Here is a 20,505-nt window from a genome sequence, read left to right as displayed (position 1 = left end):
AGTTTGCAGCTACAACAGACAGTCGTCGACCGCGCCGCGCGCGGGTCGAACCAAAGCGGGATGCGGGCCTATAACGAACGGCTGGTCCTGTCGCTCATCCGGCGCAGCGGGCCGACCTCCAAGGCCGAGGTTGCCCGGCTCACCGGCCTCTCGGCGCAGACCGTATCCGTCATCATGCGTGCCCTCGAAGCGGAGGGTCTGCTGAAGAAAGGCGCGCGGGTGCGGGGGAGGGTCGGGCAGCCATCGGTGCCGATCAGCCTGAACGCCGAGGGCGCGTTTTTTCTGGGGCTGAAGGTCGGGCGGCGCAGTGTCGAATTGATCCTGATCGATTTCGAAGGGCAGGTGATCCGCCACAGCAGCGAGACCTACGCCCATCCCACGCCCGATGCGGTCATGTCCTTTGCCGCGCGCGCTTTGCAGGAGGCGCTCGCTTCTCTCTCCCCGGACCAGCAGGCGCGGGTGGCCGGACTGGGCGTCGCCTTGCCGTTTGGTATCTGGGAATGGGACGTCGCGGGCGGCGATCTGAGCGCGTGGCAGACCTTTGATATCGAAGCGGCTTTGGCGGAACTGGTCGATCTGCCGATCTATATCTGCAATGACACCTCTGCTGCCTGCGGGGCGGAATTGGTCTTTGGCGCGCAGGACAAACCGCGCGATTTCCTCTATTTCTACATCGGCTATTTCGTTGGCGGCGGGTTGGTGCTGGACCGCAAGCTCTACACCGGCAAAAGCGGCAATGCCGGGGCGCTCGGCTCCATGCCATTGGCCGGGGATCCGGCGCGGCAATTGGTTGATGTGGCTTCCCTAGCGACTTTGGAGGCTGCCTTGCACAAGGCCGGAGAGACCCGCCGCGCCCCGTGGAGCGATCCGGCGGCTTGGGGCTTTTCCGATGACATTTTGCACCCATGGCTCGACAGCACGGTTGAGGCCTTGGCGCAGGCGATCCGGGCCGCGACATGTTTGATTGATTTCGACACGGTGATGATCGACGGGTCGGTGCCCGCAGAGGTTCGCGCCGCATTGGTCGCCCGCACCCGCCGCCACCTCGCCGCCCAGCCCCTGCCGGGCGTCACCCTTCCCGAATTGCGCGAAGGCACAGTCGGCAGCGACGCCCGTGCGCTCGGTGCGGCGAGCCTGCCGCTCTCGGACCGTTTCCTCGTCGACCGCGACGCATTTTTGAAAGGCTGACAGATGATCCTTTGCTGCGGAGAGGCCCTGATCGACATGATCCCCACGCCGACCAAGGCTGGCCCGGATGGCTTTGTGCCCCATGCGGGCGGGGCGGTGTTCAACACGGCCATCGGCTTGGGCCGGCTCGGGGCGCAGGTGGGGATGCTCTCGGGCCTGTCGTCGGACATGTTCGGGCGGCTGTTGGTCGATGGGTTGAAGGCAAGCCATGTGGATGTGTCCCATGTCGTTCTGTCCGACCGGCCGACGGCGCTGGCCTTCGTGCGGTTGGTGGGCGGCCATGCGACCTATGATTTCTATGACGAAAACTCCGCCGGGCGGATGATCACGCCCGAGGATATGCCCGCCTTGTCGAGCGCGGTTTCGGCGCTTTATTTCGGCGGGATCAGTCTGGCCTGCGAGCCGGGGGCGGATGCCTATGCCGCGCTGTTGGCGCGCAACGCCGAGGGCCGCGCGGTGATGATCGACCCCAACATCCGCCCCGGTTTCATCAAGGATATCGAACGCTATCGCCAAAGGCTCGACCGGATGCTGGCGCTGTCGGATATCGTGAAAGTGTCGGATGAGGATCTGAACTGGATCAACCCCGCCCCGCTGTCGCTGCGCGACAAGGTGGCCGAGTTGCTAAAGAAGGGCCCGTCGGTTGTCATCCTGACCCGCGGGGGCGAGGGGGCGACGGGCTATCTGGCGAATGGCGAAGAGGTGCAGGTGCCCGCCGTGAAGGCCGAGATCGTCGATACGGTCGGCGCGGGAGACACGTTCAACGCAGGCGTTCTGGCCAAGATGTCCGAGCTGGGGCAGCTGCATAAATCGGCGCTCGCCACCCTTCCGCCAGAGGTTTTGTCCGAAGCGCTGGCCTATGGCGCGCGGGTTGCCGCCGTGACCGTTTCGCGGGCCGGGGCGAACCCCCCTTGGGTAGAGGAAATATGAAATGTTGAAGAACCGCCTATCTTTTTCGCTCAAATATGTTAGCGCTACCAGTGGCCGTCCTGAGGGGCGCGCGAAGGGGGTAGCGATGGCGTTGAACAGTCGAAAACAGGGTGCCGTAGCGCGCCCACGCAGGTAGAAGGGCTGACCCCATGGTATCGCGCGTCATCCCCGTTGATCCTTTCGACCTCGTCATTTTCGGCGCGACCGGCGATCTTGCCCGGCGCAAGATTCTGCCCGGACTGTTCCACCGTTTCACCGTCGGCCAGATGCCTGAGGCTGCGCGGATCGTCGGCGCGGCCCGTTCCGAGCTTGACGCCGAGGCCTTCCGCAAGATGATCCGCGACAGCCTGTTGGAGTTCGCCCCCAAGCTCGCGCAAGAGCGCGCCGCCTTGGAGCGGTTCCTTGGCATGGTGCAATACGTGCGCGTGGATGCCTCGGGCGATGCGGGCTGGGCAGACCTCAAAGACCTGATGCGCGATGATGTGGTGCGGGCCTTCTACCTCTCGGTTTCGCCTTCGCTCTTCGGCACGATTGGTGGCAAGCTGCATGGCCACGGCATCGCCACATCCGACAGCCGCATCGTCGTCGAAAAGCCCTTTGGCCATGATTTGGAAACCGCGCGGGCCCTGAACGCCGATCTGCGGGCCAATTTCGACGAAAGCCAGATTTACCGGATCGACCATTACCTTGGCAAAGAGACGGTGCAGAACCTCATGGCGCTGCGTTTTGCCAATGCGCTGTGGGAGCCGCTGTGGAATTCCACCCATATCGACCATGTGCAGATCACCGTGTCCGAAAGCCTCGGTGTCGAAGGGCGGGGCGAATACTACGATAAATCGGGCGCCATGCGCGACATGGTGCAGAACCACCTGATGCAGCTTTTGTGTCTGACGGCGATGGAGCCGCCCTCGCGGTTTGACCCTAACGCCGTGCGCGACGAGAAGGTGAAGGTGATCGAGGCGCTGGAGCCGGTGGCGCAGAAGGATATCGCCCGCGGCCAGTACCGCGCCGCCAATGGCGCGGGCAGCTACCGCGATCATGCGGGCGACCCCGACAGCCGCACCGAAAGCTTTGTCGCGATGAAGGTGAAGATCGCCAATTGGCGGTGGGCGGGCACGCCGTTCTACCTGCGCACGGGCAAGAAACTGCGCGGGCGCAGTTCCGAGATCGTGGTGATCTTCCGCGACCCGCCGCATATGATCTTCCCCGCGACGGAAGGCCACAAGGGCAACGCCCTGATCATCCGGTTGCAACCGGACGAGGGCATCACCCTGCGCAACACCATCAAAGACCCCGGCCCCGGCGGCATGCGTCTGGCCGAAGTGGCGCTGGATATGACCTTTGCCGATGCCTTGGGCGAGCAGGGCACCCCGCAAGACGCCTATGAACGGTTGATCATGGATGTGATCCGCGGCGATCAGACGCTTTTCATGCGCGGGGACGAGGTCGAAGCCGCTTGGGCTTGGGCCGATCCGATCATTCATGGCTGGGAAGAGACCCGGCAACCCCCGTACCCCTATGACCCCGGCAGCTCCGGCCCCGAAGAGGCGCTGATGCTGATGCACCGCGACGGTCGCCGCTGGCGCGAGATCACACGAAAGGACGAGACATGACCCTGCATTCCACGATTGAGCGCGTCACCGACCGTATCATCGCCCGCAGCGAGGCGACCCGGCGTCCCTACCTCGACCGGATGGAATCCGCCCGCGCCAAGGGTCCGGCCCGCGCGCATCTGTCCTGTAGCGGGCAGGCCCATGCCTATGCCGCCTCTGGCGCGGATAAGGACCGGCTGGCAACCACCAGCGCAGGCAACCTTGGGATCGTGACGACCTACAACGACATGCTCTCGGCGCATCAGCCGTTTGAGCGCTACCCCGATCTGATCCGCGACGCCGTGCGGGCGGCGGGCGGCACCGCGCAAGTGGCGGGCGGTGTCCCCGCCATGTGCGACGGGGTGACCCAAGGCGAAGCGGGGATGGAACTGTCGCTTTTCTCGCGTGATGTGATCGCCTTGGCGGCCTCCGTGGCGCTCAGCCACAACACCTTTGACGCGGCGGTCTTTCTTGGGGTCTGTGACAAGATCGTGCCCGGGCTGGTGATCGCGGCGCAGGCTTTCGGCCATCTGCCCGCCGTCTTCCTGCCTGCCGGGCCGATGGAAAGCGGGCTGTCGAATGACGAGAAAGCCAAGGTGCGTCAGCAGTTCGCCGCGGGCAAAGTTGGGCGCGACGCCCTGATGGCCGCCGAGATGGCCGCCTATCACGGGCCGGGCACCTGCACTTTCTACGGCACCGCCAACACCAACCAGATGTTGATGGAGTTCATGGGGCTGCACCTGCCGGGGGCGAGCTTTGTGCCGCCAAACGGGTTGCTGCGCGATGCGCTGACCCAAGAAGGCGCGAAACGCGCGCTGGCGCTGAGCGCTTTGGGCAATGATTACACGCCCGTCGCCTCGGTTCTGGATGAAAAGGCTTTTGTGAACGGGATCGTCGGCCTCAACGCCACGGGCGGATCGACCAACCTGCTGATCCACCTCATCGCCATGGCACGGGCCGGGGGGATCATACTGGATTGGGAGGATTTCTCAGACATCTCCGATGTCACGCCGCTGCTGGCGCGGGTCTATCCCAACGGTCTGGCGGATGTGAACCATTTTCACGCCGCCGGGGGGTTGGGCTATATGATTGGCGAATTGCTCAACTCCGGCCATCTGCATCCCGATACCCAGACCGTCGCCGGACAGGGGTTGGAGCATTACACCGCCGAGCCGAAGCTGAAGGCCGAAGGGCTGATCTGGGAGAAGGGCGCGGGCGAGAGCCTGAACGAGAAAATCCTCCGCCCTGCCAACGATCCTTTCCAGCTCACGGGCGGGCTGCGCCGAATGGCGGGGTCGCTCGGGACCGCCTGTATGAAGGTCTCTGCCGTGGCGCCCGAACATCACGTTATCGAAGCCCCGGCGCGGGTTTTCGCGGATCAAAACGAGGTGAAGGCAGCGTTTAAAGCGGGCGAGTTGACTGGCGATCTGGTCGTCGTCGTCCGCTTCCAAGGGCCCAAGGCCAACGGCATGCCCGAGTTGCACAGCCTGACGCCGCTTCTGTCGATCCTTCAGGGGCGCGGGCAAAAGGTGGCGCTGGTCACCGATGGGCGCATGTCGGGGGCTTCGGGCAAGGTGCCTGCGGCGATCCACGTCAGCCCCGAGGCGGTCGATGGTGGCCCCATCGCGCGGGTGCAGGATGGCGATCTGCTGCGCGTCGATGCGGTGGCGGGCAGGCTGGATGTTCTGGCCGAGGGTTTTGAGGACCGCCCCACCGCCACCGCGGATCTGTCGGCCTATCACGCTGGCACGGGGCGCGAGCTTTTCGCCATGTTTCGCAATACCGTCGGGGCCGCCACCAGCGGCGCGACCATTTTTGGAGGTTGATCCATGACATTGAACGCAAAAGACGCCAGCCGTCGCACCCGCGACATCTGCGCCCTGGCCCCGATCGTGCCGGTTCTGGTGGTCGAAGACGCCGCAACGGCGCGCCCCTTGGCCGAGGCACTGGTCGCGGGCGGGCTGCCCGCTTTGGAGGTGACCCTGCGCACCCCTGCCGCTCTCGACGCGATCGCCGCCATGGCCGAGGTCGCGGGCGGCCATGTGGGGGCGGGCACGCTCATCACCCCCGATGACGTGCGCGCGGCGAAACGGGCGGGGGCGACCTTTGGCGTCTCGCCCGGTGCTACCGATGCGTTGCTCGCGGCCTGCGAGGAGGAAGAGTTGCCCTTGCTGCCCGGCGCCGCCACGGCAAGCGAGGCGATGCAGTTGCTCGCGCGCGGCTATGACATGTTGAAGTTCTTCCCCGCCGAAGCCTCGGGCGGGGCGTCCGCGCTCAAGGCCATCGGCGCGCCCCTGCCGCAGATCACCTTCTGCCCGACGGGCGGTGTCAGCCCCGATAATGCGGAAAGCTACCTGAGCCTGCCCAATGTGCTTTGCGCGGGCGGTAGTTGGGTCGTCCCGAAGAAGCTGATCGATGCCGGGGACTGGGCCGGGATCGAAGCGCTGGCCCGCACCGCGGCGCAATTGGGCAGGGCCGGTTAACCCCGAAAGAAGGCCTGACTCCCCCCCCCCCCCGACCCTTGCTGGCTGGAGGAACTTATCTCTATATTGGCTTTGGTTTACGCGCGCTGCGTTTCGTCAAGGGAGGGTTAAGATGGGCCAGCAGAAGATTCGCAATATGGAGGAGTTTGCCGCCGTGAGCGGCATTTCGCGGCCCACCCTGTCGAAATACTTTAACGATGCCGACAGCGTGCGGCGCTCGACCCGGGAGCGGATCGAAGCGGCGTTGAGCCAGTATGACTATCGCCCGAACGTCTATGCGGTGAACCAAAACCGCCGCAAAACCCGTAACATCGGCGTGGTCGTGCCCAACCTCGCCGACCCGTTCTTTTCCGAGATTGGCCGCGAGGTGGAACTGGCCTGTCTGGCCGAGGGCTATAGCCCGATCCTGCTCAGCTCGCACGGCAACCCGGCGCAGGAGCGCGCCAATCTCGACTCGCTTCGGGCGCTGAAACCGGCAGGCGTGCTGCTGGCGCCCTTCGGCAAAGCCTCGGACCGCGACGAGATCGCGCGCTTTTGCAAGGACGTGCCGGTGGTGACCTTTGACGCCAATGTCGAAGGGGTTTGCGAGGCTTTTGTCGGCACCGACAACTTCCAAAGCGTTGATTTGATCGTCGAATATCTCTGCCGGAGCGGCGAGCCGCCCTGTTTTTTCGAGATGAAGACCCCCAGCAACCCCAACGCCAACAAGCGCCGCCAAGCCTATCTGGAAGCGATGGAGCGGCACGGCTTTGCGCCGCATATCCATCAGGTGCCGGGGGAGGGCTGGAATTTTGAAGAGATCGGCGCGACCGAGGGCGGCAAGCTGATCTCGGCGGGGGCGTTCGAGACGGATACGGTGCTTTGCTCTAACGACCGTTTGGCCATCGGGATGCTTTCGGCGGCCTATGAGATGGGGCTGCGCGTGGGGCATGGCAAGGATTGCGCCATGCGGATCGCGGGGCAGGACGACCACCCGTTCTCGCGCTATACCTGTCCGCCGCTGACCACCATCGCGCAGGATTACGGGGCCATCGCGAATCGTGCCGCCAGTACCCTGTTTCGCATCATCGAAAGCGAAACCCGGCTGACCGAGCGCGAAGAAACGCTGTTTGACGGCAAGCTGGTGATGCGCGCCTCTGCCTAAGTCATTGAGTTCGCAAGTTGCCCAGAAAATAGTTATCGCGCGTAAATTTTAATTTGACTGCGCGTTGCGTAGGTCGTTAGTCTCGGTTCATCATCTATAGAGGGAGGAACTATCGATGTTCTGCGACAGATCACTTTACGCCGCGACGGCCTTGGGCCTGATCATGGCGGGCGGCGCGGTTGCCGAGACGATCACCATCGCCACCGTGAACAACGGCGACATGATCCGCATGCAAGGCTACACCGACAAATTCACCGAAGAGACCGGCCACGAAGTGGAGTGGGTCACCTTGGAAGAGAACGTGCTGCGCCAGCGCGTCACCACCGACATTTCGACCAAGGGTGGCTCTTTCGACATCATGACCATCGGCATGTACGAGACGCCGATCTGGGGTGCGAACGGCTGGCTGGTGCCGCTGGACGACCTGAGCGAAGACTATGACGCAGACGATATCCTGCCCGCCATGGCCGGCGGCCTGAGCCACGAAGGCACGCTTTATGCGGCACCCTTCTATGGCGAAAGCTCCATGATCATGTACCGCACCGATCTGATGGAAAAAGCCGGCATGGAAATGCCGAAAGACCCGACATGGGAATTCATCCGCGAAGCCGCCGCCGCCATGACCGATCGTGAGAACGACATCAACGGCATCTGCCTGCGCGGCAAGGCCGGTTGGGGCGAGGGCGGTGCGCTGATCACGGCGATGTCCAACTCCTTTGGCGCGCGCTGGTTCGATGAAGACTGGAACGCCCAGTTCGACACCGAGGCATGGGCCAACACGATCAATTTCTTCAAAGACCTGATGGATGAAAGCGGCCCGGCGGGCTATGCCTCCAACGGCTTCAACGAGAACCTCTCGCTGTTCCAACAGGGCAAATGCGGCATGTGGATCGACGCCACCGTGGCGGCCTCCTTCGTGACCAACCCCGAAGATTCCACCGTGGCCGACAAGGTTGGCTTTGCGCTGGCACCGGACACCGGCCTTGGCAAACGCTCCAACTGGCTCTGGGCATGGGCGCTGGCAATCCCGGCAGGCACTCAGAAAGAAGATGCCGCGAAAGAGTTCATCGAATGGGCCACCTCGAAAGACTATATCGAGATGGTCGCCGAGAACGAAGGCTGGGCGAACGTCCCTCCCGGTGCGCGCAAGTCGCTTTACGAGAACCCCGAGTACCAAAAAGTGCCCTTCGCGCAGATGACGCTCGATTCGATCCTCTCGGCTGATCCTGAGAACTCCACCGTCGATCCGACACCTTATGTCGGTGTGCAATTCGCCGCGATCCCCGAGTTTGCAGGCATCGCGACGGAGGTGAGCCAAGAGTTCTCTGCCGCCTATGCCGGTCAGCAGACCGTCGAAGAGGCGCTTGAGAAGGCCCAAGACCTGACCAACGACGCAATGGAAGCCGCAGGCTACCGTTAAGCCGCCGCTTCACCGCCTAAAGGGCGGCGGCCTGCGCCGCCCTTTTCCGCCCCACCACCCGATATGATACCTTTCACCTGAGTGCGGCATCCGCCGCCTGCAGAGGAGATGTGCCCGATGGCTACCCAACATTCCCGATCAGCGGCACGCCTGATGATGGCCCCGGCGGTGGTCTTGCTGCTTGGATGGATGCTCATCCCGCTGACCATGACGCTCTACTTCTCGTTCAAGAAGTACCTGCCGATGCGCGGCGGTGATCTGGGGTGGGTCGGCTTCGACAACTATGTGCGCTTCGTCACCTCCAGTTCCTTCTGGCCCTCGGTGATGACCACGCTGATCATCGTCGGCGGTGTGCTGGCGATCACGGTCTGCCTTGGCATCCTGCTTGCCCTTCTGCTGAACCAGCCGATGTGGGGGCAGGGCTTTGTCCGCATCCTTGTCATCGCGCCCTTCTTCGTCATGCCCACCGTGTCGGCGCTGGTGTGGAAGAACATGTTCATGGACCCGAACTATGGCCTGTTCGCGCATCTGTGGGAGTTTTTTGGCGCCACCCCGGTGCAATGGATGAGCCAAGCTTCGCTCTCGTCGATCATCATCATCGTATCCTGGCAATGGCTGCCCTTCGCGACGCTGATCCTGCTCACCGCGATCCAGTCGCTTGACCGCGAGCAGCTGGACGCCGCCGAGATGGACGGCGCGCCGGTGACCAAGCGTTTCGCCTATATCACCCTGCCGCATCTGGGTCGCGCGATCACCGTGGTGATCCTGATCCAGACGATCTTCCTGCTGTCGATCTTTGCGGAGATTTTCGTGACCACGGGCGGGGCGTTTGGGACCAAAACACTGACCTATCTCATCTTCCAGCGCGTGCTGGAAAGCCAGAACATCGGCCTCGGATCGGCGGGCGGTGTCTATGCAATCATTCTCGCCAATATCGTCGCCATCTTCCTGATGCGCATCGTCGGCAAGAACCTGGACGCCTGAGGAGGAGACATCATGGCACGCGCAGTCACCAGACAACGCAAGATCGTCAACACGGCCCTCGCTTGGGGCATCGGTTTCCTGATCTTCTTCCCCATCCTTTGGACCATCCTCACCAGCTTCAAGACCGAAGCACAGGCCATCGCCGATCCGCCGATCTTCCTTGGCTTCGATTGGACGCTGGCGAATTACGAGGCGGTTCTGGAGCGGTCGAACTACGGGCGCTTTCTGTGGAACTCCATCGTGATCGCGGGCGGCTCGACCATCCTTGGCATCATGATCGCGGTGCCTGCCGCATGGTCGATGGCCTTCGTGCCCGGCAAGCGGACCAAGGATATCCTGCTCTGGATGCTCTCGACCAAGATGCTGCCCGCGGTGGGCGTGCTCTACCCGATCTATCTGCTCTGCATCCAGTTCGGCGTGCTCGACAGCAAGATCGCTTTGGTCATCATCTTGATGCTCATCAACCTGCCGATCATCGTCTGGATGCTCTATACCTACTTCCGTGAAATCCCCGGGGAGATCTTGGAGGCGGCCCGGATGGATGGGGCAAGCCTGCGCGAAGAGGTGCTTTACGTCCTCACCCCCATGGCGGTGCCGGGCATTGCCTCAACCCTGTTGCTGAACTTCATCCTCGCATGGAATGAAGCTTTCTGGACGCTCAACCTCACCGCGGCCAAAGCGGCACCGCTCACCGCCTTTATCGCGAGCTATTCCAGCCCCGAAGGGCTTTTCTACGCCAAGCTCAGCGCGGCCTCCACCATGGCCATCGCGCCAATCCTCATCCTCGGCTGGTTCAGCCAGAAACAACTCGTCAGCGGCCTGACTTTCGGCGCGGTCAAGTAAGCAAGGGACAGTCATATGGGACAAATCAAACTCAATCAGGTTTCCAAAAGCTTCGGCGATGTGGAAGTCATTCCGCCCCTTGATCTGACCATCGAAGATGGCGAGTTCACGGTCTTTGTCGGCCCCTCGGGCTGCGGTAAGTCGACCCTGCTGCGGCTGATCGCGGGGCTGGAGGACATCACCTCGGGCCATATCGAGATCGACGGCACCGATGCGACCCATGTGCCGCCCGCGAAACGGGGCTTGGCGATGGTGTTCCAGTCCTACGCGCTTTATCCGCATATGTCGGTGCGCAAGAACATCGCCTTTCCGATGAAGATGGCGGGCGTTCCGGCGGATGAACAGCAACGCCGGATCGAAGCCGCCGCCAAGGCGCTGAACCTCACCGACTACCTTGACCGGCGTCCGGGCCAACTCTCGGGCGGCCAGCGCCAGCGTGTGGCCATTGGCCGTGCCATCGTGCGAGAGCCGTCGGCGTTCCTGTTCGATGAGCCACTGTCGAACCTCGACGCCGCGCTGCGGGTGGGGATGCGGCTTGAGATCAGCGAGTTGCACAAGCGGCTGGCCACGACGATGATCTACGTCACCCACGATCAGGTCGAAGCGATGACCATGGCCGACAAGATCGTCGTGCTGCGGGCGGGGCATATCGAACAGGTCGGCTCCCCGCTTGAGCTTTACTACAAGCCGCGCAACGAATTCGTCGCGGGTTTCATCGGCTCGCCCAAGATGAACCTGATCAAGGGCGTCGAGGCCGAAGCGCGCGGCGCACCAACCATCGGCATCCGGCCCGAACATTTCGACGTTTCCACCACCGAAGGCGCGTGGGAGGGCACCATCGGCGTGGCCGAGCATCTGGGCTCCGACACCTTCTTGCACGTCCATGGCGTGGCGGGCTGCGACCCGATGACCGTGCGCGTGGATGGCGAATTGTCGGTCCGACATGGGGACCGGATTTTCCTGACCCCGCAGGCGGACAAGTTGCACCGCTTCGACGCGCAGGGCCTTCGGGTCGAGTAATGCAAGTGGCAGGAATGACAGGCCGACCCCCGCACCCTCTCCCCGGTGCGCGGCCCTCTGAGGATGTGGATCATGGATAAACTGGTAGACCTTTCGAACGCGACGCTGGGTGATCTCGACATCGCCCACCCCAGCTATGACCGCAGCGCCCTGATCCCCGGCATCGTGCATATCGGCGTGGGCAATTTCCACCGCGCGCATCAGGCGTGGTATCTGCACCGTTTGATGCAGAACGGCCAAGCGCATGACTGGGCGATCCTTGGCGCCGGCGTGCGCCCCTATGATGCGGCCATGCGCGAAAAGCTCTTGGCGCAGGACTGTCTGACAACGCTGATCGAACTCGACCCCGCGCAGACCTCAGCCGAGGTGGTGGGCTCGATGATCGACTACCTGCCGATCGAAGAGGGCAACGGCGCCCTGATCCGCGCCATGGCCGATCCGGCCATTCGCATCGTCGGGCTGACCGTCACCGAAAGCGGCTATTACATCGACCCCGTAAGCAAGGGGTTCGACGCGGCCCATGCCGATATCATCCATGACGCGGCCCATCCCGACACCCCGCGCACCGCCTTTGGGGCCATGGTTGCGGCCCTGCGGCTGCGCCGCGCTGCGGGGCAGGGGCCGTTCACCGGACTGAGCTGTGACAACCTGCAAGGCAATGGCGAAATCCTGCGCCAAGCGGTCGTGTCGCTGGCGCGGCTGTCCGACCCGGCGCTGGCCGATTGGATCGAGGCAAACGCCAGTTTCCCCAACTCCATGGTCGATTGCATCGCCCCGGCCACCGGCCCCGCCGAGATCGCGCAGGCGCGGGAGTTCGGTGTGAACGACGCCGCCCCAGTCACCCATGAGGCCTTCCGCCAATGGGTGATCGAAGACGACTTCTGCGCAGGCCGCCCGGATTGGGATCAGGTGGGGGCGACCTTCTCGGACGAGGTGCACGCCTATGAGAAAATGAAGATCCGCATCCTCAACGCGGGCCATCAGGTTTTGGCCAATGTCGGTGAGGTGCTGGGGATCGAGACGATTTCTGCCACCATGGCGCATCCGGCGATCCGTGCGATGTTCCACCGCGTGCAGGCCGAAGAGATCACCCAGACGGTCGCCCCGGTGCCGGGCATGACGCCGCTGGCCTATCTCGATCTGATCGAACAGCGCTTCTCAAACCCGCGCATCGTCGACACCACCCGCCGCGTCGCCTTTGACGGCTCGGCGCGGCACACCGGCTTTGTCCTGCCGATCCTGCGGGATCAGGCGGCGGCGGGGCGTTCGGTCAGCGGTCTGGCCTTGGTCGAAGCGCTCTGGGCGCGGATGTGTGCGGGCACGCGGGAGGATGGCAGCGAGATCGTGGCGAATGATCCGATCTGGGAGACTTTGAAAGAGGCGGCGCAGGCCGCGCGGACGCGACCCGAAGCGTGGCTTGAGCAAGAGCGTCTCTACGGTGATCTGGCGCAGGCCGAGGCGTTCCGCGATGCCTTTGTCGCTTGGCTCTCGCTCATTTGGGACGCAGGCGCAGTCGCGGCGATGACCGCCTATACGCAGGCCGATGAGAGCAACGGCCGCGCCAGCAAGACGAGCTGAGGATTAACTTTGGTCGGGTTTCAAAAACCCGACCAGCAGCGCCGACAGGGCCACCATGACCGCCGCCGCCCCCAGCATCAGGGGCAGGCCGCCGATCTGATAGCTCAACCCCGACATGAGCGTGCCCAAGAGCCGCCCGGCGGCATTGGCCATGTAGTAAAACCCCACATCCATCGTCACCCGCTCGGCCTTGGTGAAAGAAAGGATGAGGTAGGAATGCAGCGATGAGTTCACCGCAAAGACCGCGCCAAAGGCCAAGAGGCCGATCACAAGCGTCACGGTGAGCCAGCCCTGCGGCCCGTTGCTGACCAGCGCCGCCAGCATGAGCGCCGCGGGCACGGCGGCAAGCGACCATGCCCATCCCTTCGCGGCTGAGATCAGGTCTTCTGCCGGGCGGTATTTCGCGCGGAGCAGGCGCGGGGCATAGATCTGCACCATGCCGTAGAGGATCACCCAGACCGCCATGAAGGTGCCGATCATGAAAAAGGCGGCGCGGTTGCTTTCCTCCGTCCCGTCCGAGAGGACCGCGTAGAAATAGATCGGGATGCCCACCACGAACCACACGTCCCGCGCGCCGAAGAGAAACACCCGCGCCGCGCTGAGCCAGTTCACATTGGCGGATTTTGAGAAGACTTCCGAGAGCTTCGCCCCCTTGCGGCCCTTGGGCAGGCCGGGCGGCATGGCGGTCAGCACGGCAATCAGGATCAGGGCAAGGATCGCGGCCATCCCGAGCACCGCCCAGATAAAACCAAGCGTCGCCAGCAAAGCCGCGCCGAGCAGAAAGCCCAAGCCTTTGACCATGTTCTTGGACCCGGTCAGCAGCGCCACCCAGCGAAACAGCCCGCCATCCTCAGCCGGGGCGAGCAGTTTGACGGCGGATTTCGACGACATCTTGGCCAAATCCTTGGCCACGCCGCTAGCCCCCTGCACCAGCATGACAAAGACGACCGAGGCGCCAACCGCCCATGTGGGGTCAAGCTGCGCCAGCGCCAGCAGCGCCACGATCTGCAACCCCAGCCCCGCATAAAGCGTCAAGGCCAGCCCGAAGCGCGCCGCGATCCAGCCCGCGCAGAGGTTGGTGACAACGCCCGCGATCTCATACAGCACAAAGAGATAGGCCAGTTGCACCGGCGAAAAGCCCAGCCGGTGGAAATGCAGCAGCACCAACATGCGCAACGCGCCATCGGTCAGCATGAAGACCCAATAGGCCGCCGTGACCGCGATATAAGCCGAGAGCCCCTCGGGGCGGGTCGCGCTCTGGCTCACAGGCTTGCCCCGACCATCAGCGCCACATCGACCAGACGGTGGGCATAGCCCATCTCATTGTCGTACCACGCATAGATTTTCACCTGCGTGCCGTTCACAACCATGGTGGAGGGCGCATCGACGATGCTGGACCGCGTGTCATTGGTGTAATCGGTCGAAACCAGCGGGCGCTCCTCATAGCCGAGGATGTCTTTCAATTCCCCTTCGGCGGCGGCTTTGAACAGGGCGTTCACCTCTTCCACGGTCGTCTCCCGCTCCACCTCGAAGACGCAGTCGGTCAGCGAGGCGTTCAGCAGCGGCACCCGCACCGCATGGCCGTTCAAGCGGCCTTTGAGTTCGGGATAAATCAGCGTGATCGCCGTGGCGCTGCCCGTGGTCGTCGGGATCAGGGAGTTCAGGGCCGAACGGGCGCGGCGCAGGTCTTTGGCGGGGCGGTCGACGATGGTTTGCGTGTTGGTCACATCGTGGATCGTAGTGATGGAGCCATGTTTGATCCGCAGCGCCTCATGGATGACCTTCACCACCGGGGCGAGGCAATTGGTCGTGCAGCTTGCCGCCGTGACGATCCGGTGGCGGGCAGGGTCATAGACATCGTCATTGACGCCATAGACGATATTGGCCGCATCCCCGTCTTTTACCGGGGCCGAGACAACCACTTTTTTCACCCCCGCTTCGAAATAGGGGGCGAGTTTTGCCTCGGTCTTGAAGACGCCGGTGCAGTCGATCACCACATCCACCCCGTCGAGCGGCAGCGCGCCGAGGTCGTGCGTGCCGATGAAGGGCAGGCGGGTGCCGTTGATCGTCACGCTGTCGGCGTCATGGGCGAAATCGGCCTGCCAGCGTCCATGCACCGTGTCGAATTCCAGCAGATGGGCATGCATTTCCGGGTCGCCCACCGCGTCGTTGATCCATGCAATCTCGGCCCCCTGTTCCAGCAGCGGTTTCAGGGCGAGCTTGCCGATACGGCCAAGGCCGTTGATCGCGTAGGTGGTCATGCGGGGGTTCCTCTCTGGTTGGTTTGGCCCGCGTCATCCAGCGCCTTTTGCAGCGAGATACGGTCGAGCGAGGCAATCGGCAGGCTGGTAAAACCCAGCATCCGGTTGCGCAGGGTGCCATAGGCCTGTTGGAAGGCGAGGCTTTTTTCCGCGTCGGAGCCTTCGACCTTGACCGGATCGGGCAGCCCCCAATGCGCCGTGATCGGCTGGCCCGGCCAGGTGGGGCATTCCTCATTGGCGGCTTGATTGCAGACGGTAAAGACGAAGTCGAAGGCAGGCGCATCCGCGGCCTGAAACTCAGAGATATGTTTTGACCTGAGGTGGGCCACATCATGGCCCTTTTGCTTGAGCACTTCGACGGCGAAAGGGTTCGACTCAGATTGCGGGCGGGTGCCTGCGGAATAGGCGTTGAACCGGTCCCCTGCGAGGTCGCGCAGGATGCTTTCGGCAAAGATCGACCGAGCGGAATTGCCGGTGCAGATGAACAGGACATTGAACTTGTCCTCGGTCATGGGCGCGTTTCCATCCGAAGAGATGAGGGGGAGGCAAATCTCGGGCCGGCCACGGCAGCAGTCGTTCAGCAGGTAGCCGATGGTGTCCCGCGCGGCCTCGATGTCGATCGCATAGCGCAGAGAGGTGCCCTGCCGTTCTTGGCTCACCAACCCCACCTGCATCAGCGCGCCGATATAGGTCGAAAGCGTGTTGGGCCTGAGGCCGAGCGCCTGCGCCAGTTCGGTCGCAGGCACCCTGTCAGGGTAGCGGCGCATGAGCAGCCGAAACAGCGCGAGGCGCTGTGGATGGCCGAGGGTGGCAAGGCGATTGGGGATTGCTTGTTCCATAATTCGTGAATTGCAGAATTAAGTGCATTAGCGCCAGTGAAGTTTTTGTAACAGGGCTCTCTCGCTTGTGCCCGGACTGGGCCCTGGTCGCCGCGGTTCACCCACACCTATAAATATTACCAGCTTTACAGATGCGCCCAGGCACGCGCAGTCAAGATGCGCCGGAAATGTAATCAAACTATAACAAATGCTTGAAGATCGCCGGCGCGAATCTTGCTATCCGAGTTTGCGGCTGTGTTGAATGGCAGTCAGACATAAGATGCGCGCTTAGGCTGACGCGACCTTTTGACAGGGCCTGCCATTTGGCTCTGTTCCGGTCCCCGCTTTCGGAAGCCGCGCCCCTGTCCGCTGTGTTGGACGATCGTGTTTTTGTAAGGGGCGCATTGGTTTTCGGGCGGGGGCCGCTTTATGCTCTGCGCCATCTCGCGGGCAGGCGGACGTGCCGACCCTTCGTCGGGCGGCCCGTTTGCTTGACCCTTGGTCACCGGGGCAAAATTGCAACGCTTTGCCCGGTTTCCCCTATTGCGAGAAATCATTCGACGGCGGACATATTCCCTCACTGGTTGAGGTGGCCTAACTGAATGCTCAGTTTTTAATCACATGAGCTTTTGAACGCCGCCCTATGGTGACACCGCTTTCCGACCGCTACCTCCTATTGAAAGAACAGCGCCCCGACATCAAACCCGCCGAGATGTTGCAGATCTTGGCGCAGGATATGGGGCTGAACAACCTGTCCTATCTGGGGTTTCACAAGACTGGCGCCAGCGGCAGCGATCCGGTCATTCACTCGACCTATGATCCCGCTTGGCTGACGCGCTACCAAGAGGAAAGCTACCATCTGATCGACCCGGTGGTCGACAAATCCCTCGAAGGCACCCTGCCGGTGGATTGGAGCGAGCTGCCCAAGGTCGACCGGACCACGCGCAATTTCTTTGGCGAGGCGATGGAATTCGGCGTGCGACAGAACGGTGTGTCGATCCCCATTCGGGATCATGTGCATGGCAAGGCGGTGCTGACGCTGAACTCTGACCTGCGGATACACGAATGGCGCAAATACAAGCGCGGGATCATCGCCGATGCGATCTATCTGGGCTGTCTGATCCAAAGCGATATGGTGGCGGATATCGCCCCCGCCGCGCCGGGGCCACGGCTAAGCAACCGTGAAAAGGAAGTGCTGAAATGGGCCGCTATGGGCAAGACGGCATGGGAGACGGCGCAGATCATGACGGTGGCGGCCAGCACGGTGAACCACCATCTTTACAACGCCTGCGCCAAGCTGGACGTGACCAACAAGACCCATGCGGTGGCCAAGGCGATCCGGGTGCAGATCATCACGATCTGACCGGGCGGGGCAGGGCTTGGCGGCGGCTTTGCCGCACGGTAAGCCGCCCGCAACAAAGGAGAGCGATATGGAACTGCGCGACAAACGTATTTTGGTCACCGGCGGCAGCGACGGGATCGGGCGGCACATCTGTCTGAAGCTGGCGGAGACAGGCGCGCGGCTGGCCATTCTGGGCCGGGATGAGACGCGCCTCTTGGCCGTGGCCGAAGCCTGCCAAGCCGCTGGCGCAGCAGAGGCGGTGGGGCTGACCTGCGATCTGCAAGACCCTTCGGCGATCGACCAGACCGCCGCGCAGGTGGTGGAGCGTTTAGGCGGCTTGGACATCCTGATCAACAACGCAGGGATTTGGCACAAGGCAGGCCCGCTCGACACGATTGCGCCCGAGATGTTGCAGGCCACGGTGCAGACCAATTTGACTGGCCTCATGCAGGTGACACAGGCCACGCTGCCCGCGCTGCGCGAAAATGACGAGGCGATCATCCTTAATATCGTCTCCAAATCCGGTGTCGTGGCGCAGGCGGGGCAGTCGGTCTATACGGCCACGAAATACGGCGTGCGCGGCTTTACCGAGGTGCTGAAGGCGGATGAGGAAAACACCGGCGTGCGGGTGGGCGGGCTGTATCAGTCTGGCACCAACACCGGCATGTTCGCCAAGGCCGGAGAGGATGTGCCGAACCATATCTTCACCGAGCCGGATGATCTGGCCGATGTGGTGGTCTTTGTCCTATCGCGTCCGCCGAAGCTTTCGATTCACGATATCCGTATCGAACTGTAAGCGCGGGCGCGGCGTTCAGCCGGTGCTTTGCAGCGTGCTTGGCTTGGCTTGCGGGCCGGCCTCTGGCCCGGCCCCGATGCCGAACTCGACATGAAAGGTCGATCCGACGCCGACTTCGCTCTCGTAAAACAAATCCCCCGCCATCTGCCGCGCCAGTTGGCGGGAGATATGCAGGCCAAGGCCAGAGCCTTGGGTGGATTTCTGCCCGTCGTCGTCAAGCTGCCCGAAACGGCCAAAGACCTTTTCCTCCATCCCCTCGGGAATGCCGCGCCCATGATCGCAGATCGAGACCCGCACACGCCCGTTGTTGATGCTCAGCGTGCCCTCGACCGTGTCCCCCACATTCGAGAATTTCACCGCGTTCGAGATCAGGTTGTCGACCACCTGTCGGATGGCAAAGGCATCGCCCAAGACCACGGCGGGCTGGTCGATCTTGCCGATGTCCAGCCGCACGCCACGTTCATGGGCATACATGCGGTTTTCCTCGATGCTTTCGCGCAGCAGGGCAGGCAGGTCGACCGGCAGCCATTCGAGCGAGAGCGCCTGCACCTCAAGCTTTTGCACCAGCAGGATATTGTCGACCAACCGCGACAGGCGCACCCCGTTGCGATGGGCAATGTCCAGCGAGGAGCGTAGCGGGCCTTTGATCTCACCCAGCTTGCCGCTGAGAGCCAGAGCCAAGCCGCCTTTCAATGAGGTCAGCGGCGTGCGCAACTCGTGGCTGACGACCGAGATGAATTCATCCTTGGCACGGTTCGCCTCATCCGCCTCTCTCAACGCCCGCTCTAGGGCCGTGGTGGTGGCGATCCGGTCGGTGACATCGACAAAAGTAACGCTCCAGCCGATGGCCGGGCCTGCGGGGGCGAGGGGGTTTTCGATGGGCTGAACGCGCGGCTCATAAAGCCGTTCGCTACAGGTGATATGGGCCGAGCCATTCTGCGCCACCTGCGCCTTGATCCCCGCTATCAGATCCTCTTCGAGTGTCGGATCGGACAGAAGCCCGCTGCGCTTGGCCGCGGCGTTTGAGCGGATCGTGCGGCGTCGCGCGTCCAAAAGGATCAGCGGCTCGCTCATCGTGTCGAACAGCGTCGATTGCCCGACCGAGGGCATGTCCATCGTCTTGTTCGTGACCAGCAGCCACGAAAAGGCGAAGATGCCCAAGGTGAACATAAAGGCCGTCGGATCGAGGCCGAGGACGGTAAAACCAAGCAGCGCATAGGCCGCGTTCGCGCCCAAGGGGATCAGCGTGATCACCATCAGCATCGTCAGCAGCGGCCAAGCGGCGCGTTTCGCGCGAAAGAACGCCCGGCCCAGCCAGATAAGCGTCGCCATCACGAAGCAATAGAGCACGGCAAGGACAAGGAAATACCCCGGCCCGTGTTCAAAGGTGATCTGATCGTCGCCCGGCTGAATCGCGGTTTCGACGGTGTAGATCAGGTGGTGCCAATCGTTCGTCGCGGCAAGGCCGAAGGCCGCAAGCGGCACGGCGATCAGGGCCAGAAGGCTCACCCATCCGCGCGACCGGCTGGAGGGGCCGACATATTCGAAGATAAAGAAGGACCACGCCACCGGCACCAGCCCATGCCCGAGCCAAGCAAGCTGCGCCTGTTGCATCTTGCAGGCGTATGCGGGCGATGCCGCTTCGGCCCCGATCATCATCAGGGTCCAGATCATCCCCAAGAAGGTTAGCGCATAGTAGATCTTGCCATGGAACTCTTGGAAGTTGAGCGTTCCAAAGGCGACAGCTGCGGCGATCGTGCTGACGGCGAGCACGGTCCAATAGACCGGGTCGAGCATCAGACCTTGAAAACACGTTAGCATGGCGAAAATACCTATGAACCAAATGAATGTGCGCAGACCAGCATCAAAATACGGCGCAAGTTTGGCGATGTAGTGGCGTTAGATAGCCGGTGAATGCAACCCTAGGGCGCAAGGCCGCCCTGTAAGTACCGTCACTCCCGCGCTTTGGTTGCTGTGATTCCTCTCGGGGGATGGGGCGAAACAGCGCTTAGAACGGGCATCTTGACGCCTTCGGTTGCAGGGGCGGGGGGCGATTGACCGACAAACAGCCCGCCTGCGCTGTTTGCGAGGGGGTGGAGTTTCATC

At 62.8% G+C, this 20,505-nt stretch carries 17 protein-coding genes; 13 read left to right on the top strand and 4 right to left on the bottom strand.

The window, feature by feature from the left end; all coding sequences use genetic code 11:
• The first annotated feature begins 60 nt into the window (after positions 1-60).
• The 11 genes from ACGYK7_RS04855 (at position 61) to ACGYK7_RS04805 (ending at position 13,182) form a co-directional block, all read left to right on the top strand.
• Complete coding sequence (locus ACGYK7_RS04855; RefSeq protein ID WP_394399753.1) at positions 61-1,188, top strand: ROK family protein; 1,128 nt, start codon at positions 61-63, stop codon at positions 1,186-1,188.
• A gap of 3 nt (positions 1,189-1,191) precedes the next feature.
• Positions 1,192-2,118, top strand: coding sequence for a carbohydrate kinase (locus ACGYK7_RS04850; protein WP_394399540.1), 927 nt, complete (start codon positions 1,192-1,194; stop codon positions 2,116-2,118).
• Between the two features lie 149 nt (positions 2,119-2,267).
• Positions 2,268-3,731, top strand: a complete 1,464-nt coding sequence (gene zwf, locus ACGYK7_RS04845; protein ID WP_394399538.1) for a glucose-6-phosphate dehydrogenase — start codon at positions 2,268-2,270, stop codon at positions 3,729-3,731.
• Positions 3,728-5,536 carry a phosphogluconate dehydratase gene (edd, locus tag ACGYK7_RS04840; RefSeq protein WP_394399536.1) on the top strand — a complete coding sequence of 603 codons (1,809 nt, stop codon included), beginning with the start codon at positions 3,728-3,730 and terminating at the stop codon, positions 5,534-5,536. Before zwf ends, edd begins: the two co-directional genes overlap by 4 nt.
• 3 nt (positions 5,537-5,539) lie before the next feature.
• On the top strand, positions 5,540-6,193 hold the full coding sequence (gene eda / locus ACGYK7_RS04835) for a bifunctional 4-hydroxy-2-oxoglutarate aldolase/2-dehydro-3-deoxy-phosphogluconate aldolase (protein ID WP_394399533.1): 654 nt from the start codon (positions 5,540-5,542) through the stop codon (positions 6,191-6,193).
• A gap of 112 nt (positions 6,194-6,305) precedes the next feature.
• Positions 6,306-7,337 (top strand): LacI family DNA-binding transcriptional regulator, encoded by a 1,032-nt coding sequence (locus ACGYK7_RS04830; protein ID WP_394399531.1) that lies wholly within the window; start codon positions 6,306-6,308, stop codon positions 7,335-7,337.
• A 115-nt stretch (positions 7,338-7,452) separates the two neighbouring features.
• A complete protein-coding gene (locus ACGYK7_RS04825) occupies positions 7,453-8,757 on the top strand; it encodes an ABC transporter substrate-binding protein (RefSeq protein ID WP_394399529.1) in 1,305 nt (434 codons plus the stop codon).
• A gap of 117 nt (positions 8,758-8,874) precedes the next feature.
• Positions 8,875-9,741 carry a carbohydrate ABC transporter permease gene (locus ACGYK7_RS04820; RefSeq protein WP_136720472.1) on the top strand — a complete coding sequence of 289 codons (867 nt, stop codon included), beginning with the start codon at positions 8,875-8,877 and terminating at the stop codon, positions 9,739-9,741.
• A 12-nt stretch (positions 9,742-9,753) separates the two neighbouring features.
• Positions 9,754-10,584, top strand: coding sequence for a carbohydrate ABC transporter permease (locus tag ACGYK7_RS04815; RefSeq protein WP_136720471.1), 831 nt, complete (start codon positions 9,754-9,756; stop codon positions 10,582-10,584).
• A 15-nt stretch (positions 10,585-10,599) separates the two neighbouring features.
• Positions 10,600-11,604 carry an ABC transporter ATP-binding protein gene (locus ACGYK7_RS04810; RefSeq protein WP_394399527.1) on the top strand — a complete coding sequence of 335 codons (1,005 nt, stop codon included), beginning with the start codon at positions 10,600-10,602 and terminating at the stop codon, positions 11,602-11,604.
• 72 nt (positions 11,605-11,676) lie between these two features.
• Positions 11,677-13,182 carry a mannitol dehydrogenase family protein gene (locus ACGYK7_RS04805; protein ID WP_394399525.1) on the top strand — a complete coding sequence of 502 codons (1,506 nt, stop codon included), beginning with the start codon at positions 11,677-11,679 and terminating at the stop codon, positions 13,180-13,182.
• Positions 13,183-13,185: 3 nt separating this feature from the next.
• On the opposite strand, the gene arsJ is transcribed toward ACGYK7_RS04805, so the two are convergent.
• From arsJ to ACGYK7_RS04790, 3 genes are read right to left on the bottom strand one after another with little or no spacing between them, the layout of a single operon-like run.
• Positions 13,186-14,448 carry an organoarsenical effux MFS transporter ArsJ gene (gene arsJ, locus ACGYK7_RS04800; protein WP_394399523.1) on the bottom strand — a complete coding sequence of 421 codons (1,263 nt, stop codon included), beginning with the start codon at positions 14,446-14,448 and terminating at the stop codon, positions 13,186-13,188.
• Entirely contained in the window at positions 14,445-15,443 is a 999-nt protein-coding gene (locus tag ACGYK7_RS04795; RefSeq protein ID WP_394399521.1) for an ArsJ-associated glyceraldehyde-3-phosphate dehydrogenase, read from the bottom strand. The genes arsJ and ACGYK7_RS04795 overlap by 4 nt, the downstream gene beginning before the upstream one ends.
• Positions 15,440-16,282, bottom strand: a complete 843-nt coding sequence (locus ACGYK7_RS04790) for a helix-turn-helix domain-containing protein (RefSeq protein WP_394399519.1) — start codon at positions 16,280-16,282, stop codon at positions 15,440-15,442. The genes ACGYK7_RS04795 and ACGYK7_RS04790 overlap by 4 nt, the downstream gene beginning before the upstream one ends.
• 622 nt (positions 16,283-16,904) lie before the next feature.
• On the opposite strand from ACGYK7_RS04790, the gene ACGYK7_RS04785 reads away from it, so the two are divergent.
• Both ACGYK7_RS04785 and ACGYK7_RS04780 read left to right on the top strand, forming a co-directional pair.
• Positions 16,905-17,624: a LuxR family transcriptional regulator gene (locus tag ACGYK7_RS04785; protein WP_394399517.1), complete on the top strand. Its 720-nt coding sequence runs from the start codon at positions 16,905-16,907 to the stop codon at positions 17,622-17,624.
• 67 nt (positions 17,625-17,691) lie between these two features.
• The gene (locus ACGYK7_RS04780) at positions 17,692-18,399 is read left to right on the top strand and encodes an SDR family oxidoreductase (RefSeq protein ID WP_394399515.1); all 708 of its coding nucleotides are present in this window, start codon (positions 17,692-17,694) and stop codon (positions 18,397-18,399) included.
• A 15-nt stretch (positions 18,400-18,414) separates the two neighbouring features.
• Here the strand turns inward: ACGYK7_RS04780 and ACGYK7_RS04775 are convergent, their stop codons facing one another.
• Positions 18,415-20,220 (bottom strand): histidine kinase N-terminal 7TM domain-containing protein, encoded by a 1,806-nt coding sequence (locus ACGYK7_RS04775; RefSeq protein ID WP_394399512.1) that lies wholly within the window; start codon positions 20,218-20,220, stop codon positions 18,415-18,417.
• Positions 20,221-20,505 lie beyond the last annotated feature (285 nt).

The organism is Sulfitobacter sp. 1A15299, assembly GCF_043556915.1.
Classification (GTDB): Bacteria; Pseudomonadota; Alphaproteobacteria; order Rhodobacterales; family Rhodobacteraceae; genus Sulfitobacter.
This window is presented reverse-complemented; position numbering and strand designations above follow the sequence as displayed.